This is a genomic window from Alcaligenes pakistanensis (assembly GCF_014652815.1).
Taxonomy (GTDB): Bacteria; Pseudomonadota; Gammaproteobacteria; order Burkholderiales; family Burkholderiaceae_B; genus Alcaligenes; species Alcaligenes pakistanensis.
In genome coordinates, this window is record NZ_BMZN01000005.1 from 54,026 (window position 1) to 70,014 (window position 15,989).

The window sequence follows — 15,989 nt, forward strand, 5'->3', positions numbered from 1 at the left end:
CAGAAGCAGCCCTAAATATAGCTTTTTTGTCCAGACCTTGAGCTGTTTTCTGGGCTAACTTGGCCTGCTTGCAGCGTCTGCCTAGGGGAAGACGCATGGGCTCATCGGATCCACGTTTTAAGCCGGATTAAGCCTTTATAATATCCACAACTTATTCACTTTCTTATCAACCGCCAATTCTTCCTGAAATCATATTTCCATTTTTGGTTTAATCGGTTCTGTTAGTAAGTTTGTGGATTTCTTTCTTATTCTTTTCTGTGGATAAGTCGTCTTATCACGACCGTAATTTGTTTTCTGGAAAAAACAAACTCCTTGTTTTGTTTTTCAGTCATGGCGTTTTGTCTTTGATTTTCATTAAATATCTTATTTTTAAATTAATCTTTGAAGAAAACTTAATACAAACGTCAATTTGATATAAATTATTTTTATCTTTTTATTCTGATATTTCATAAAAATTAATTTCATTAATTGTTTTTATTTTTTATTGAAATGAAACTAAAAATAGATAGAGATAGACCGTTTTATTAAATAGTTTGTGGATCTATCTAGAGATCGGAAAAATCGTTACCAGAAAAAAATTACCGATAGCAGCATTGATACGATCAATGATTTTGATTGGGACAGTAGTGCTGACGTGAGCTATATCCACTTGTCTGTGGATTCATCCGGCTATCGTCTTGGTGGGCTCATGGACCAGCCACTCAAGCTAATCAGAGCCTTGCTCTGTCCTTGGGTAGCTTCTGCCCGACCCCTAATCGTGGCTTTTTGGCCATAGCCCCCGATTCACTTTGTCAGCCACTCGCTTTGATAGGAGAATCAGCAAGTGCAGGAACTTTAACGGTGTTTCAGCCGACAAAACCCTGTGCTTGGATTGCAGATGCGTGTCTGGTTGCGTCGATGTCAGATGTTGGCTTGGATGCAGGAACTGCGCTTGTCGCTGTGAGCCGGTGCAATCATCCACTTATCTTTAAGGGGTATGTTTTTACCCCGTGGACGACAGGGGTATTCTCCTGCTTGCCAGTGGCCTGGATCGCTATAAGAAATAGCGCGAAATCTCCCCCCATGTAACAATTGCCGCCAAGGCTGTTTAACCCTTAAGTATCGTCTCGCTACCCTCCCCGTACTTCATGCCTCAACCGAATATCGAAGAAGCCGCTCAGGACTGGCATGGCTTGCTTCAGAAAGTGCCACCGGCGGTCCGTGCTCATGTACTGACTATCACTCAAGATAACCAGGACGAGCTTGCGACTCACTTTTATACGCATATGCTCAAGCACCCTGCCGCGCAGGTGTATCTGTCGCATGATCAGGTGCACAAGCGTTTGCATCGTTCCTTGCGAAGTTGGCTGATACAGCTGTTTTCGGTGGATGAGCATAGCGATATGCAGGATCAGGTGAAGCTGCAGAACCAGGTAGGCGAAGTCCATGCCCGAGTGGGGGTGCCGGTTCATTTGGTCTTGCGTGGGGCGCGTTTGCTAAAGGGACGCTACGCGCGTTTCTTTTTTGAGTCCCCTGACATCACCCCCGAGCAGGCCTGGGAGTGCTTTCACTATGTACAGAATTTTATTGATTTGGCGATGGAGCTGATGAGTCATGCCTATGCCAATTCACGTGAACGAAAATCCCGTGCCGAGGAGTCGTATCGTCTGTTTGCCATTGTGCAGAACGTAGCGGCCGAACGGGGCCGGCAGCGCGCAGCCCTGCTGGATTGGGAAAATTTGTTTATGTTTGCGATGGCTGTTAATAATGAAGCAACGCCCGCTCCCCGTATCGGGGATTCGGATTTTGGGATCTGGTTCAAACATAAGGGGGCACATGCCTTCCAGGGAACCGTCGAGAGCCGGGAAATCCTGGATTTGATGGGTCTGATCGACACTGAATTGTTGCCAGCCTTTGAGCAAGATGGGCCTAAAGGGCAGATCCAGCGTCTGCATGAGCTGCGTGATCGAACCCGGGCGATTGGTTTGCACCTGGATCGCCTGTTTGAGCAACAAAACGAGCTTGAATCCGGCCGTGACGTGCTGACCCGCCTGTTAAGCCGTAAATACCTTCCTGTGGTGCTTAGCCGGGAAGTGGGCTACGCCCAGCAGCGGGGTTCGCGTTTTGCCTTGCTGGCGGTGGATATCGACTTCTTTAAGCGTGTTAACGATACCCATGGACATGATGCGGGTGATCGGGTCTTGCGACAGTTTGCCGAGCTGCTTAGTAATAGTGCCCGCGCAGGGGATTATGTGTTCCGTCTTGGGGGCGAAGAGTTCTTGCTGGTGCTGGTGGATGTCGATGCGGAAGGTGCCATGCGCGCCGCGCGTAATTTGCGTCTGCGCATTCATGCGGAAACCTTCCGAGTTGCTGATAGTGAAAGTTTGAATATTACGGCCAGTATTGGTGTGGCTTTGTACGATGCTCACCCGGACTATGAACGCACACTGCGCCGGGTAGACCGAGCCTTGTATCAAGCCAAGGAAGAAGGACGCGATCGGGTCGTGTTTGTCTGACAGGACAAGCCCGTCAGCGCTTTTATGTCGTATGGCGGCAACCTGTGCTACAAGTGCGTATTGTTTTGTTCATGCCAGTGCTTTGCGCCCGATTCCTGGCGCCCTTGAGACCGGAAGTACTGGGTACTCAGGCATGATGTGGTGCGAGAGGCACATCTAATTTGAATGGCATAGACGCTTTAGCCTGTGGCTGAAGCGGGTTTTGTTTGCGAGCTGATTTTATGCATCCCCGTTTTGCTGTTCTTCCCCAGTATCTGTTACCTAAACAGGCGCTGACCGCATTTTCTGGCCGCGTGGCCTCCAAACCCCTGGGTGGGCGTACGACCTGGCTCATCAAGCGCTTTATTGATCGCTACCAGGTCGATATGAGCGAGGCTGAAAACGCTGATCCAGGCAGCTACGCGACTTTCAACGAGTTCTTTGGCCGCGCGTTGCTTCCGGGTGCCCGCCCTATTGCTGATACGGCGCTGGTTAGCCCTGTCGATGGTGCAATTAGCCAGCTTGGGCCTATTGAAGGCGCTGAAGTCTTCCAGGCCAAGGGCCACAGCTACTCCACCACGGCTTTATTGGGAGGCGATGCCCAGGAGGCTGCCCGCTACGAGAATGGCCTGTTTGCGACCCTGTATTTGAGTCCTAAGGACTATCACCGGGTACACATGCCTTGTGCGGGCGTATTAAAGCGCATGATTCATGTGCCGGGTGATCTTTTCTCAGTTAATCCCACGACGGCGCGTGGTGTGCCGGGCCTGTTTGCCCGTAACGAACGCGTGGTTTGCCTGTTTGATTCCGAGCAAGGGCCATTTGTCCTGGTGCTGGTGGGGGCGACGGTGGTGGGCAGCATGGTGACTGTCTGGCATGGTGTTGTGAATGCGTCCCGTGATGGCAAGATCCGTGAGTGGAACTACGAGAACCAGCATATCGCCTTGGATAAAGGCCAGGAAATGGGGCGTTTCTTGTTGGGTTCTACGGTGGTGATGCTATTTCCCAAGGAAAGTGGCTACCGTTTTGACTCTAGCTGGCAGCCGCAAGGCCTTATTCGCCAAGGGCAGGCGATGGGCTATCAGGGCTAAACCCTGTTTTCTAATGAATAAAACCTGTGTTCAAGTGGACACAGGTTTTTTTTTGATTGTTCATACGGTCAAATGCAATTTGTCCTTAGGATGTGTGTGGAGTGTGTATGAAAAGGTGGTGGACAATGGTGATCAAGATTTTGCTCTTGTTGCTGGTCTTGGTGGTTGCGGCCTGGGGGACGCTGGCCATAGAGTTTCAGCTGCAGGCAGGCCTGGGACGTTGGGTCGCACTGGCCGGATGGCTAGCTGTGGCCGTGCTAAGTCTGTATGCGCTGAGCAAGGGTAAAAACTGGCTGTTAGTACCGCAGGCTTTGAGTTTTCTTGTGTTGGTGGGATGGTGGAGCAGCATTGCACCGAGCAATGATAGGGAATGGGCTGCTGATGTCGCAAGAATGAGCCATGGCGAGATCCAAGGCTCGGTAGTGACGCTGCACAATGTGCGGGATTTTACCTGGCGTAGCGAAACTGACTTTGATGAGCACTGGGTAAGCCAGGATTACGATTTACAGACCCTGAAATCAGTGGATATGTTCTTGTCTTATTGGATGGGGCCGGTCATTGCTCATACTTTGGTGTCTTTTGGTTTTGATGATGGGCGTCATGTGGTGTTTTCCGTAGAAATACGTAAGGAAAAGCAGGAGTCCTTTTCGGCGATAGGCGGGTTTTTCAAGGAATTTGAGCTAAGCCTGATTGCTGCGACAGAACAGGATATTGTGCGCACCCGTAGTAATGCTCGTGGCGAAGATGTGTATATGTACAGCGTGGAGTTACCAAAGCCCGCCATGCAGGCGCTGTTTTTATCGTATGTTGAGCAAGGGCAGCGTTTGCAGACCAGCCCCCGTTTTTACAACACCTTGACGGCTAACTGCACCACCATTGTTTATGACATGGTGTCCAAGATTGTAGATGGGGTGCCATGGGACTGGCGGGTACTGGCTTCGGGTTACTTGGCCGAGTATGTGTATGGCCTGAACGCTTTGGCGCCGGGCTACAGCTTTAAGGAACTGCAACAGCTGGGCTATATCAACCCGCGTGCGATAACGCAGCATCCAGGGCAAGATTTTTCTAGCGTGATTCGTCAAGGCTTGCCTTTGGTAAAACCACTTTAAGCCTTGTTTTTAGCGGTTTTGAACGTGTTTTGTTCCACGTGAAACATATGTTTTAATTATATCGATCTTAAATTTATAACGAATATAAGGCCAATAAAATAAACAGAAACCCCATCATATTAAAATAATATGATGGGGTTTTTTTATAATTATGGTTTTTTTCGGTGCTGGGGATTGCTATAGAGGATCTGCTTTTTTGGAAATGCTAGGGCGCTTGTTAAGGTGTCGCCCGCCACTGCACCAACTGCTCCAGCGTCATGGTGTTGCCACCACAGACAATAACTAGAATGTTTTGGTAGGGAGCTAATGCTTCGTGATCCAGGTAAAGGGTCGATAAGGCAGCGCCACAAGCGGGCTCCACCAGCACGCGATGGTCAGTCAAAAAACGCAGACAAGCGCTGACCGCCTGGGCGTCGCTTACCTGCACGCAAGTGGTGGGGTGAGACTGGCTGATCGTATACGCTTGATCGCAGACTCGTGGCGCGGCTAAAGAGGTCGCCACGCCACTGACCTCGTCCAGGGTAATGTGCTGACGTTGTCGTACCGATTCGCCTAAGGAGGCCGTCCCTTGGGTCTCGACCGCAATAATATGGGTCTGGTTCCAGGCGTGTTGTTGTAGACCCTGCGCCACACCGCTTAACAGTCCCCCGCCACCGACGGCCAACAACACTGCGTCCGGCTGTATGCCCAACTGAGCGACCTCGCTAATCATGCTGGCGTGGCCTTCCCACAGCAACGGGTCGTCAAAGGGATGGATTAAAGCATCATCTTCTTGCACCAGGGTGAGGGCGTATTCGTGGGCTTCCTGCCAGTTGTTGCCAATGACATGCAACTCGGCTTTTTCTCGTTGAATCAAGCGTCTGGCATGTTCGCTGGTGCTCTCGGGTACGACAACCAAAGTGGGAATATTTAAGCGACGACCAGCATAGGCCACAGCAATGCCGGCGTTACCGCCCGAAGAAATGATGAAGCGTTTTTTGCCCTGATGGGCGTGGTGCTGGCATAAGTGACCAATCCCTCGAATTTTGAATGATCCGCTCGGTTGCAGCGCATCCATTTTCAACCATATTTTCTTACCCAGTTGATCGCTTAAGGCGTGTGAGTAAATAAGTGGTGTCTCAAGATGAAGAATCATTTCTTATTGTTCCAGATTTTAGAGTGATCTGAGGGGGCGCATTGGGCGATCCAGGCCCGGTTCATTCCATTTTATAGGTCTGAAACACAAGTGGCTAAAGATCAGGGCTAGTGTTTTTGGCTGCCAGAGCAAGTGGACGGTAAAACGGTTGGAAAAGGATGCTTATATCGCCATGGCCTGCATTTTGTAACGAACCTTGCGCCTGCCGTTAAGTCCTCTAATCAGCGTTTAATGTGAGGCAACTTACTACTTATCTTCCTGTCTGCACCTTCTTACAATTTCGCTTCGCCAGAGCCACAGTGTTCAAGCTAAATCAAGGGCTTATCTGCTAAAATTCCAAGAAATTCGCCCGACTCAAGACCCTTTCCGACTAGGAATGAAGACTGTGTCTTAAGCGTTTAATTTTATGTGCATGATAAGCACAAAAACTCATTCCAATCACTCGGGCCATAAAGCAGTGTTGTTTTTTGCTTTGCCTGAACGGAATAAAAACAATAATAACCAGAACTTATTTCTAGAAAAGACGCTGTTGTAGCGGCTCTTAAAGGAATAAAGATTTTGTTATGAAAACTGCCACCAGACCTGCTGATATTTATATGCGTTTTTTGCAGCTCGCCGATACGCTGCATACCCTGCCTTGCTTGCCGTGCCTGGACCCTCTTGAAGAGCGTATCTTGGTGTTGGTGGCCAAGGCGTCTAAAGACTGTTTGCGTTTGTCGGTACGCGATGTCATGGCCGTAGAACGGCTAGGATCGCCCGCGACCATTCACACCCGGCTTAAATCTATGCGCGAAAAGGGCTGGATTGTCTTGAGCGACACAGAAGACACCCGTCGCAAACAGGTTGATCTCAGTCAGGCCGCCCTGCTGCATTTTGATCGTCTTTCGGCCTGTCTTTTAGAAGCGGCTAATGTGTGATTGCCCTCAGGGCCGAGGGTGCATGGTGAGCATTTTCTGAGCCGTAAAAAATAAGCCTCGTCTTTCGGATTAATAAGCTGAGCATGCTTAGGCCAGCTGCTGGATCAGAAAAAGCGATAAGCCAAAACATGGCCAGCGTCGGGCGCTTAAAAAAGAGTGAGAGGATCGAGGGCATTAAAAGAGTGCCTAAATTACAGCGGTTTATCTGCCTTCAATGAGTCTATTTTTCTATACTGAGGACTCATGTTCAATCCCTTGCCTGGAGGCAGAATGCGATTACCTATTTATCAGGTTGATGCCTTTACCGATACCTTGTTTGCAGGTAATCCTGCCGCTGTGGTGTTGCTGTCCGTGTTTCCTGACGATGCCCTGCTGCAGTCCATTGCACAGGAAAACAATCTGGCTGAAACGGCTTTCCTGGTCCCTCACGGCGAGGATTTTCGCCTGCGCTGGTTTACGCCCACAGTAGAAGTGCCCTTGTGCGGTCATGCGACTTTAGCCAGTGCGGCAGTGGTGCTTCAGCATCTACGTCCGCAGGACAGCCAGGTTGTGTTTCATACCTTAAGTGGCGCCTTGACGGTGCGACGTGATGGGCTGGGCTATGTGATGGATTTCCCTGCTCGTCCTGTCACGCGTGTGGAGGATAGCCCACTGCTGGAACAAGCCTTGGGAAGCAAGATTACGCAATTGTGGCGTAATGATTTCACCCATTTGGTTGTTTTCGAGTCCGAAGAACAGGTGCGTCAGCTACAGGTTGATTTCGCCGCTATGCTGGCCAGTGGTTGCGACGGGTGTATTGTTACCGCGCGGGGTACGGGACAATTTGATATCGTCAGCCGTTTTTTTGCGCCCGGACACGGTATTGAAGAAGATCCGGTGACGGGTTCGGCCCACTGTGCTTTGCTGCCTTACTGGGCACCTATTCTGGGCAAGAATCATTTGTTGGCCTATCAGGCTTCCGCCCGTGGTGGTGTGCTTGATTGCACCTTAAGTGGCGAGCGAGTCTTCTTGAAAGGCCAGGCCGTCATGTATTTGGAAGGCCATATCACGGTAGCCTAAGAGCACTGGGTATGTTGTGGGCAGGTGTAGCTAGTTGCTGCGCCTGTCTGGTCTCTGGACATTCCTTTGCCGTCCCTTTGTAACAGTGTTTCAATCAACAAGATGAGCCCTGTTTTCTTCCGGCTTTTTTGTCGTGACTTTTAAATGATTTTCAGGCTCTTATGATCCCTGTCGCCCCGTTTTCTTTGATTTTCTTATTGCTTATTACGCTGGGGCCGCTTGCGCTGATTATCTTGCTGGTCTGGGTGGTTTTGCTTTTTGTACAGCCTCGACGCCGTACAAACTTTAAGAAAAATCCTTGGCCGCGAATACTGTGTTTAGTGCCTTTGCTGCTTTTGGCGGTTTACTACAGCATTTTTCAATGGGACGCCTATCAGTACGGCAAAAGCCGGCAGGAAGAACTAGCTAGTCGTCAGCATATTTTAAAAGAGCCAGGCCGTTTTGCCGGAGTCGAAATGCCGGTGGGTACCGAATTGGAATTGAAAGTTTGGGGTGATCCGGATAGCGTATCTTGGGCCCGTTTTCCGCAGGCTGTAATGGTGGGCGATGCCCCCGTGATGTCCTTCCAGCGCCCTCGCCCGGATCTGGCTGATTCCAATTGGCAGCTACAGCTGGCCGCGGATACAGAATTAGAAGGTTGGCAATGTGATGGCCGTCAAACACTTGAAATGCAACAGGATTTCTCGGTAGAGAGTGGTTTTACGTTTGTTAGCTGCTTTTTGGCCAAGGGCAATCAAATTTCTGCCTGGAGTCCGTATGCAGCAGCTTCCAATAGGAGTGCAGCCAAGGATTTTGTGCTGGATTTGCCTGCTGGTACCTTGATTCAAGCTCGGCCTGAGGGCACGCTCTATACCAATGGAGAGCGTGATCAGGATCGCTGGATAGTTCGTATAGAAGCCGATGGTTTGCAGGTTCGTGCCTGGGGCTTACCGTTGGAGCGTGCTTATTTCTCAGTCGATAAAAATAAAGAACTGCTTTATTTGTCGAGGGCCCAGTTAGCCCAGGAAATCCAATTAGGTGGTTTCAACTATTTGGTAGGGACAGAACTGTCCACACCCAATTATCGTCTTTTCCCGCAGTGGCCTTTGTTATTGAGAATGCAATTACCGGCGGGCGAGAATCAGGATCAAGTGACAGCACGCTTCCATGATCTGCTAAACGGTCAGGTTTTGGACGCTTTTCACTAGTTAACGGCCTGCTCCTGGCTTTTTTTACCTGTAATCTGCAATTTTTTTGTGGTGAGTGTAATTAAATAAGGCGAATTTGTTTTGATTGGCTCAATTTGAGTTAATGTAAGCATTTGAAGCGATTGTATAAAATAAAAACGCATCGTTTTCAAAAGCAGACAGCTAGAGAGTGCTTGCTACTGATTTTGTTTTCTAAGGTTTTGGCATCGGGCGGAAGGGGCTCTCCGTCGTACTGAAACCGTCCTATTGCTGGCTTAACTGAACAAGGTTAGATGCCGCTATGACTACCTATCAAGGGGAGCTGCCGGAACATACGCAGGCTCATGCGCAGGCCGCATATTGGTTTACTCGCTTGAACTCCGGCGAGGCCACGGCCGCCGAATTGCGGGAGTTCGAGGATTGGCGTCGTGACAATCCTGAGAATGAACGTTCATATCGATACATTTGTTATTTTTGTGACGCTAGCCTGGATGCTCCCGAGCATGAAATACGCCGTTTATTGGCCGACTCGGATGAAAAAACCGTTTTACTGAAGCCTTATCACCGTGGCTTGCTGGCTGGTTTGCTGGTACTTGCTCTTGGTCTTACTGTATTTTTCTCTTGGCCTGAACGGGTACTGCGACAAGATCACCTGGTCTCTGGCACACAGATGCTGGAGCAACGCTTCCCGGATGGCTCTGTACTGCAGTTAAGCCCTGACTCGGAAATTGACGTGCGTGAATACGATGACAGATTGAATGTGCAGTTGTTACGTGGCCAGGTGTTGTTGCTCTTGTCTGACCCAACCCAGAAGAACGTAACGGTTTTCACCAGCTTTGCTCAGGCACGCAGTAATAAAGGGCAGTTCACCGCTTTTCTGGACAGCAACCAAATGAAGTTTGTCGTGGATACCGGCTCCGTTGAAGTATCCAGCGGTACTTGGTGGCGCAGGCAGACTCGAGTATTGATCCCAGGTCAGCATATTGATGTGGATCGATGGTCTGGAATGAAACGGGTCCAACCCGCCCCCGTTTCTCCTAATGAGGCCGACTGACAGTCGGCCTCTTACATTTTGGGCGCTTAGAACGTCCAGTTCAGGAACAATCTACCGTTTATCTCGGCGTGGCTATCGCCTAGTAAACGAAATCCCATTCTTATTAATTCAAGGTGGTAAAGACCTGCCTGGTTTCAGCCGTAACCACGGTGGGATGACTTGTTCAAGAGGGAAAATTATGACCATAGAGATCAATGGGCAGGGTTTAGTTCATAGTCAAAACTTGCCCATAGCCGAGCCTTTACACGCTGCCATCACTCCCCCTGTGTTGCCTGAGCAGGAAGCGGGGGGCAACATAGACTCATCAGGGCGCATCAAGGTGAGCTTGTCGGCTCTAGGAAAAGAGTTGTCATTGACTAGTCAGCAGGCTAGTAAAAATGAGCGTGATAAGGACATTGATGACAGCTCCTTGCCTGATGGCATTAAAGACATACTTAAGCGCATCCGCGACCTGAAAGAGCAGATTCAGCAGAAATTGATGGAGCTGCAGCGAGTACAGGCCAGTGATAAGGGCAGTGAAGCCGAAAAAGCGCAGGAACTGGAGCGTGTTCAAAGCGAGCTGACCAGCCTGAACGGCGCCCTGTCCAGCGCGTATGCCATGCTGAACAAGATCATGGACGACATCGAACTGGATGGTGATGCCCGTATGGATGTCGCGAATTTGTTGATGAAGTAAAAGCTGTTCGGCTGGTTTGGTGTGTTGGGGCGCAGAGGGTTTATTCCGGCGTTATACGCCTGGTTAAGCCTTAGGGCTGAGTAGTCACCGTTAAGGCCTGGGTAATCTTGTGGTTGAGCTGGTGGAGCGACATCAGATCCGCGCTGACTTGTGCTTTGCTGAGGATGATGTAGGCCGTCGAGGGGTTCAGGCCAATGCAATACACCACCAGCGAGCCGCCCCCAAGGGGTGCTGCGCCCATATATACCGCTAATTGATTGTTGCTGGCGTCAGTCTCATTACGTTGCTGATACCCCTCCCCGGCGGCCGTTTGCTTGACCGTATCCAGGCACTGGGACACGTTTAAACGGGAGATGGAACGCTGCTCGGCTTCCAACTCAATCGGCCCTAGATCCTGGGCCTTTACTGCCCAGGCCGGGTGGATCAAGCTGGCCATCAAAACCCACTTGCTTAGTGTGCGCATGACGCCCTCCCGCAGGAGACGATGGAAAGCTCAGCATAGTCCTGATCCCGGAAGCCGGGCTTTGATAGGACTTAATTCAGGGCTAAGTTTCGGGTTTTTACTGAGGTGGGGGCGATGTCACTGGCAGCAGTCATCTGATTGAATAATTTTTGAACCTGATTGCTTTGAGCTCGGAAGCTTTCCAGTTTGCTTAAGCAATTTCTTTTCTTCGGTTTTAACGCGGCGCTCCAGCTTTTGGATATCTTCCTCAGCGGGAAGTTGTTCGGGCTGGATACCGCGTTGACCGACCATATCGCGTACGCTGCGGTTATTCTGCTCGTGTTCGCGGGGGATTGGGGTTTCGGCATGCAATTGCTCCTGCATGACGTTGTGGTTGGTCATTTCGGTAGCAAGATTCTATAGCCCGATCAATAACGATTTTGACGTTCTCTCAGCGAACGTATCCCAAGGCCAAGCGGCAAGGCGCTGAGGGGCGCCTCGGTGTTCTGTATCACTTCCCAATACAAAAACTGGAAAAGATCTCTCCCAGCAAATCATCGCTGCTGAATTCGCCGGTAATCGAGCATAAATCCAGATGAGCCAGGCGTAGCTCTTCTGCAAACAGATCCAGCACCTGATCGCTGTGTGTGGCGTGCTCTGCGGCCATACCCAGGTGATACTCCGCCCTTTCCAAAGCCCGCAGATGACGTTCTCGCGCCAGCCAGGGGGATTCACTGCCGGGGTTCCAGCCCGCGATATCCAGCAAAGTACGGCGCAGCGTATCCAGCCCTATGTCTTTACGAGCAGAAATGGGTAGTACGGTTGCCCCACTTTCCTGTGCGGGCAACGCAGCCTGTTGCTCAGGTGCTAGCAAGTCTATCTTGTTATAGACACGTAGAACGGGCACATGTGATGGCAGGCGGCTGGTAATGGCGCTGTCCAACTCGTCTTGCGGGTTGCGGGCATCCAGCAGGTGCACGATCACGTTGGCTTTGGCAATTTCGTCCCAGGTGCGGGCGATGCCAATACGCTCGACTGTGTCTTCTGTGTCTCGCAAACCCGCTGTGTCCACGATATGTAGCGGGATGCCGTCGATATGGATCAGTTGCATGACGCGGTCGCGGGTGGTGCCTGCGATGTCAGTCACGATAGCTACGTCTTCACCGGCCAACGCGTTGAGTAGGCTGGATTTGCCCACGTTGGGTTGGCCTGCCAGGACGACGTGCAGGCCTTCGCGCAAGATTGCCCCTTGGCGCGAGTGTTGCAGGATTCGTTCCAACTCGTCCTGTATGCCTTGCAGCGTCGCCGCAGCTTGGTATTTTTCCAGGAAGTCGATTTCTTCTTCGGGAAAGTCCAGAGTGGCTTCTACCAGCATGCGCAGGTGGATGATGCGGTCGGCCAAGGCGTTGACGTTGTTGGAGAACACACCGGACAGGGAGGCGACGGCGCTGCGGGCGGCGGCCTCCGATGAGGCGTCGATCAGGTCAGCCACGGCTTCGGCCTGAGCCAAGTCCAGTCTGTCGTTCAGAAAGGCACGCTGGGTGAATTCACCCGGTTCGGCCAGGCGCAGGCCCAGGTCTTTACCGGCTTCCAGACAACGGTCTAGCAAGCGTCGCAGAACGGCCGGACCGCCGTGGCCTTGTAGCTCCAGCACGTCTTCGCCGGTATAGGAATGTGGGCCTTTGAAGAATAAAGCGATGCCCTCGTCAATAGCCTCGCCGTGTTTATCTTTAAAGGGCAGAAAGTGGGCGTGGCGCGCTTGCAGCGTGCGGCCAAACAGGATTTGGATCAGTGTGGCAAGCTCCGTGCCGGACACACGGATGACACCAATGCCACCCCGGCCGGGGGCGGTGGCAATTGCCACGATAGGGGAAGAATTGGACATGGGCAGATCAATCAAAAAGGCGAAACAGAACCGTATTGTAATGGAGCCAACGGGCTGGTTTGGGCCTAGTGATTGTTCACGCAAACCACCAGAATCTCGACACTTTCTCCGTGCTCGCACAGGTACAGGTGGCCCAGATTGCTTTTGAAGTAGATGCTGTCGCGCGCTTGCAGGACATGGCGACGGCCGTCCTGGAACTGCATGGTCAGCTGACCTTCGATCACAAAAATAAACTCTTCGCCTTCATGCTGGCTGAAGTCTGTGGCGTCACGGGGTTCGCCCGACAGGACGCGGCCGTGCATGGGCGTCATTTTTTTGTTGATCCATTCCGAGGCCAGCATGCCGTATTCGTAGCGATGTGCATGGTACGTCACGGTGCGCGAAGCCCGGCCAACCAGAATATCCATGCCGGACTCGTTCTGATCACGGGGAGCCTTGAACAGATCAGATAAATCCATCTTCAGGGCACGGCTGACGGCCAGGAATTTCTCGTAGCTCAGGCCAATCAGGCCGCGTTCGGCCTTGGACAGGGTGGACAAAGATACATTGGATAAGCGTGCCAACATCAACAAGGTTAAGCCCTGTCGTTTGCGTTCATCACGTATGCGCGCCCCCATAGCTGTTTTGCTAATTAAGTTGGGGGCGGTGTTGGCTAAGTCTTTTGTCATAACCTAAAGAAGTAAGAAACCGTTTTCTTATAAATATTATTAATTTTCTTATAAGAAAATTCCGTCCTATTGTATAGAACTACACGCTTTACGCTGGGAGAAAGAAGGCATGACTGCGTTGTTTGATCCTACTGCTTATCCCTCTACCTCGGTGGAATGGATACAAAAACTGATTGCTTATGATACGACAAGCCGGGAATCTAACCTGGAACTGATTCACGATGTGCAGGCTTATTTGCAGCTGCAAGGACTGGAAACCGTGCTGACACATGACGCCAGTGGTCGCAAGGCCAATCTGTTTGCCACCATCCCGGCAGCCGATGGCACGCGCACTGGCGGAATTGTCCTGTCCGGGCATACGGATGTGGTCCCGGTGGACGGTCAGAACTGGAGCAGCGACCCTTTCAAGGCGGAGATCCGCGACGATCGCCTGTATGGACGTGGCACTTGCGACATGAAAGGTTTTGTCGGTGTGACGCTGCAACTGGTTCCCGAGATGTTGGCCACTAAGCTGGCTAAACCTATCCATTTGGCCTATTCCTACGACGAAGAAGTGGGTTGCGTGGGGGCACCGGTGATGATTGATGATCTGGTGCGCCGGGGCATTGATCCTGAAGGTTGTGTGGTGGGCGAGCCCACCAGCATGCGCACCATCGTGGCGCACAAGGGCATCAATGCCTACCGCTGTCGGGTACATGGCCATGCGGCACATTCGTCGCTGACGCCCAAGGGTGTAAATGCCATTGAGCATGCGGCGCGCATCATCACGGCGATTCGTGATCTGGCCGACGATTACAAGAGCATGGGGCCGTATGACCATGATTTTGATGTGCCCTTCACAACGTTGCAGACCAGCATGATTCGCGGCGGTATCGCCTTGAACACGGTGCCTGATCTGTGCGAGTTCGAGTTTGAATATCGCAATCTGCCTGGCGTAGACCCGGAACCCATCTTGCAGGAAATCCGCGAGTTCATCGACCTGAAGATCCTGCCTGCCATGCGTCGCGAGCACCCCGATGCTTTGGTGGAATTGGAGAAACTGGCCAGCGCCCCCGGCCTGAACCCTGAAGAGCAAGCGGCGATTACCAAGCTGGTGCGTGAACTGACGCGTGATGACACCGTGCGCAAAGTGGCTTATGGCACGGAGGCAGGTCTGTTCCAGCAAGCGGGGATTCCTTCCATTATTTGTGGCCCTGGCAATATCGAACAGGCCCATCGCCCTGATGAGTATGTGGAGCTAGCCCAGCTTGATCAGTGCGAGCAGTTCTTGCGCGCCCTGATCCGTAGCCAGGCTCTGGCCTCTTAAAAATAGATAAACAGGTTTCAACGCGAACCCATGACAACAGAAAAAGTTACCCAGGAAAATGTGGTGCAGGCGCATGAGCGTCTGCGTCCCTATGTGCGCCAGACGCCGGTGTTCGACTACCAAACCCGGCGTCTGGATAGCGCGGTCAATTTCAAGTTTGAGCATCTGCAAGCCTCGGGCACCTTCAAGGCACGCGGTGCGTTCAATAACTTGTTGAGCTTGTCCGAAGAGGCTCGCCAACAAGGGGTGACCTGCGTATCAGCAGGCAACCACGCCGTAGCAGTGGCTTATGCCGCCCATCAAATGGGTGTGAAGGCCAAGACTGTCATGATCAAGACGGCCAGCCCGGCGCGAGTGGCTTTGTGCCGCGAGTACGGGGCCGAGATTGTCTTTGCGGACAACGGTGAGCAGGCCTTTGAACTGGTACGCCAGATCGAAAAGGACGAACAGAAGAGCTTTATCCACCCGTTCAGCACCTATCCGACGGTGCTGGGAACGGCCACCTTGGGTTACGAGTGGCTGCAGCAAGCGGGCAAGCTGGATGCTGTGCTGATACCGATTGGTGGTGGTGGTTTGGCCGCCGGTGTGTCGGCGGCGGTCAAGCTGTGGCAACCCGATTGCGTGGTCTATGGCATTGAGCCGGTAGGTGCCAATGTGATGGCCCTGAGCCGCCAGGCGGGCGAGCCACAAAAGATCGGTGCCATGCAGTCTATTGCAGACAGCTTGATGGCTCCGCATACCGACGAATTTAGCTTCCGCGTGTGTCAGGACAATATTGACACGCTGGTTACCGTTAACGACGACCAGATCCGCGCGGGTATGCATTTCCTGTTTAACGAATTCAAGATGGCAACCGAGCCGGCCTGCGCGGTAGCAACTGCAGCCTTGATGTTCCCCTTGCGCAAGCATCTGGCCGGGCAGCGTGTGGGCGTGCTGTTTTGTGGCTCCAACACGGATACCGAGACCTTTACCCAGCACATCACGACGCCCTTGGCGCAAGGTTAATT

The 15,989-nt window shown here is 51.8% G+C and carries 15 protein-coding genes; 10 read left to right on the forward strand and 5 right to left on the reverse strand.

The window, feature by feature from the left end:
- Positions 1-1,127 precede the first annotated feature (1,127 nt).
- From IE156_RS15670 to IE156_RS15680, 3 genes are all read left to right on the forward strand, one after another.
- Positions 1,128-2,495, forward strand: a complete 1,368-nt coding sequence (locus IE156_RS15670) for a diguanylate cyclase (protein WP_189393588.1) — start codon at positions 1,128-1,130, stop codon at positions 2,493-2,495.
- Positions 2,496-2,716: 221 nt separating this feature from the next.
- Positions 2,717-3,565 (forward strand): archaetidylserine decarboxylase, encoded by an 849-nt coding sequence (gene asd / locus IE156_RS15675; protein ID WP_189393589.1) that lies wholly within the window; start codon positions 2,717-2,719, stop codon positions 3,563-3,565.
- A 107-nt stretch (positions 3,566-3,672) separates the two neighbouring features.
- Complete coding sequence (locus IE156_RS15680) at positions 3,673-4,674, forward strand: Lnb N-terminal periplasmic domain-containing protein (protein WP_189393590.1); 1,002 nt, start codon at positions 3,673-3,675, stop codon at positions 4,672-4,674.
- 217 nt (positions 4,675-4,891) lie between these two features.
- Here IE156_RS15680 and IE156_RS15685 read toward each other — a convergent pair whose 3' ends face one another.
- Complete coding sequence (locus tag IE156_RS15685; RefSeq protein WP_189393591.1) at positions 4,892-5,809, reverse strand: pyridoxal-phosphate dependent enzyme; 918 nt, start codon at positions 5,807-5,809, stop codon at positions 4,892-4,894.
- Between the two features lie 563 nt (positions 5,810-6,372).
- Here IE156_RS15685 and IE156_RS15690 point away from each other — a divergent pair.
- The 5 genes from IE156_RS15690 to IE156_RS15710 all read left to right on the forward strand — a co-directional run bounded on the left by IE156_RS15690 (position 6,373) and on the right by IE156_RS15710 (position 10,681).
- Positions 6,373-6,726: a winged helix-turn-helix domain-containing protein gene (locus IE156_RS15690; RefSeq protein WP_189393592.1), complete on the forward strand. Its 354-nt coding sequence runs from the start codon at positions 6,373-6,375 to the stop codon at positions 6,724-6,726.
- A gap of 270 nt (positions 6,727-6,996) precedes the next feature.
- Positions 6,997-7,785, forward strand: a complete 789-nt coding sequence (locus tag IE156_RS15695; RefSeq protein ID WP_189393593.1) for a PhzF family phenazine biosynthesis protein — start codon at positions 6,997-6,999, stop codon at positions 7,783-7,785.
- 320 nt (positions 7,786-8,105) lie between these two features.
- On the forward strand, positions 8,106-8,972 hold the full coding sequence (locus tag IE156_RS15700; protein ID WP_229841417.1) for a hypothetical protein: 867 nt from the start codon (positions 8,106-8,108) through the stop codon (positions 8,970-8,972).
- Between the two features lie 280 nt (positions 8,973-9,252).
- The gene (locus IE156_RS15705; protein WP_189393595.1) at positions 9,253-10,005 is read left to right on the forward strand and encodes a DUF4880 domain-containing protein; all 753 of its coding nucleotides are present in this window, start codon (positions 9,253-9,255) and stop codon (positions 10,003-10,005) included.
- 178 nt (positions 10,006-10,183) lie between these two features.
- Positions 10,184-10,681 (forward strand): hypothetical protein, encoded by a 498-nt coding sequence (locus tag IE156_RS15710; RefSeq protein ID WP_229841420.1) that lies wholly within the window; start codon positions 10,184-10,186, stop codon positions 10,679-10,681.
- 70 nt (positions 10,682-10,751) lie between these two features.
- On the opposite strand, the gene IE156_RS15715 is transcribed toward IE156_RS15710, so the two are convergent.
- From IE156_RS15715 to IE156_RS15730, 4 genes are all read right to left on the reverse strand, one after another.
- Positions 10,752-11,144 (reverse strand): DUF6180 family protein, encoded by a 393-nt coding sequence (locus IE156_RS15715; RefSeq protein WP_189393596.1) that lies wholly within the window; start codon positions 11,142-11,144, stop codon positions 10,752-10,754.
- A gap of 117 nt (positions 11,145-11,261) precedes the next feature.
- A complete protein-coding gene (locus tag IE156_RS15720) occupies positions 11,262-11,525 on the reverse strand; it encodes a hypothetical protein (RefSeq protein ID WP_229841421.1) in 264 nt (87 codons plus the stop codon).
- Between the two features lie 109 nt (positions 11,526-11,634).
- Positions 11,635-13,008 (reverse strand): tRNA uridine-5-carboxymethylaminomethyl(34) synthesis GTPase MnmE, encoded by a 1,374-nt coding sequence (mnmE, locus tag IE156_RS15725; RefSeq protein ID WP_189393597.1) that lies wholly within the window; start codon positions 13,006-13,008, stop codon positions 11,635-11,637.
- Positions 13,009-13,073: 65 nt separating this feature from the next.
- Complete coding sequence (locus IE156_RS15730) at positions 13,074-13,625, reverse strand: helix-turn-helix domain-containing protein (RefSeq protein WP_189393598.1); 552 nt, start codon at positions 13,623-13,625, stop codon at positions 13,074-13,076.
- 160 nt (positions 13,626-13,785) lie between these two features.
- Here IE156_RS15730 and argE point away from each other — a divergent pair, with 160 nt between their 5' ends.
- Positions 13,786-14,982, forward strand: a complete 1,197-nt coding sequence (gene argE / locus IE156_RS15735; RefSeq protein WP_189393599.1) for an acetylornithine deacetylase — start codon at positions 13,786-13,788, stop codon at positions 14,980-14,982.
- Positions 14,983-15,012: 30 nt separating this feature from the next.
- A complete protein-coding gene (locus IE156_RS15740) occupies positions 15,013-15,987 on the forward strand; it encodes a threonine ammonia-lyase (RefSeq protein ID WP_189393600.1) in 975 nt (324 codons plus the stop codon).
- The last annotated feature ends 2 nt before the right edge of the window (positions 15,988-15,989 follow it).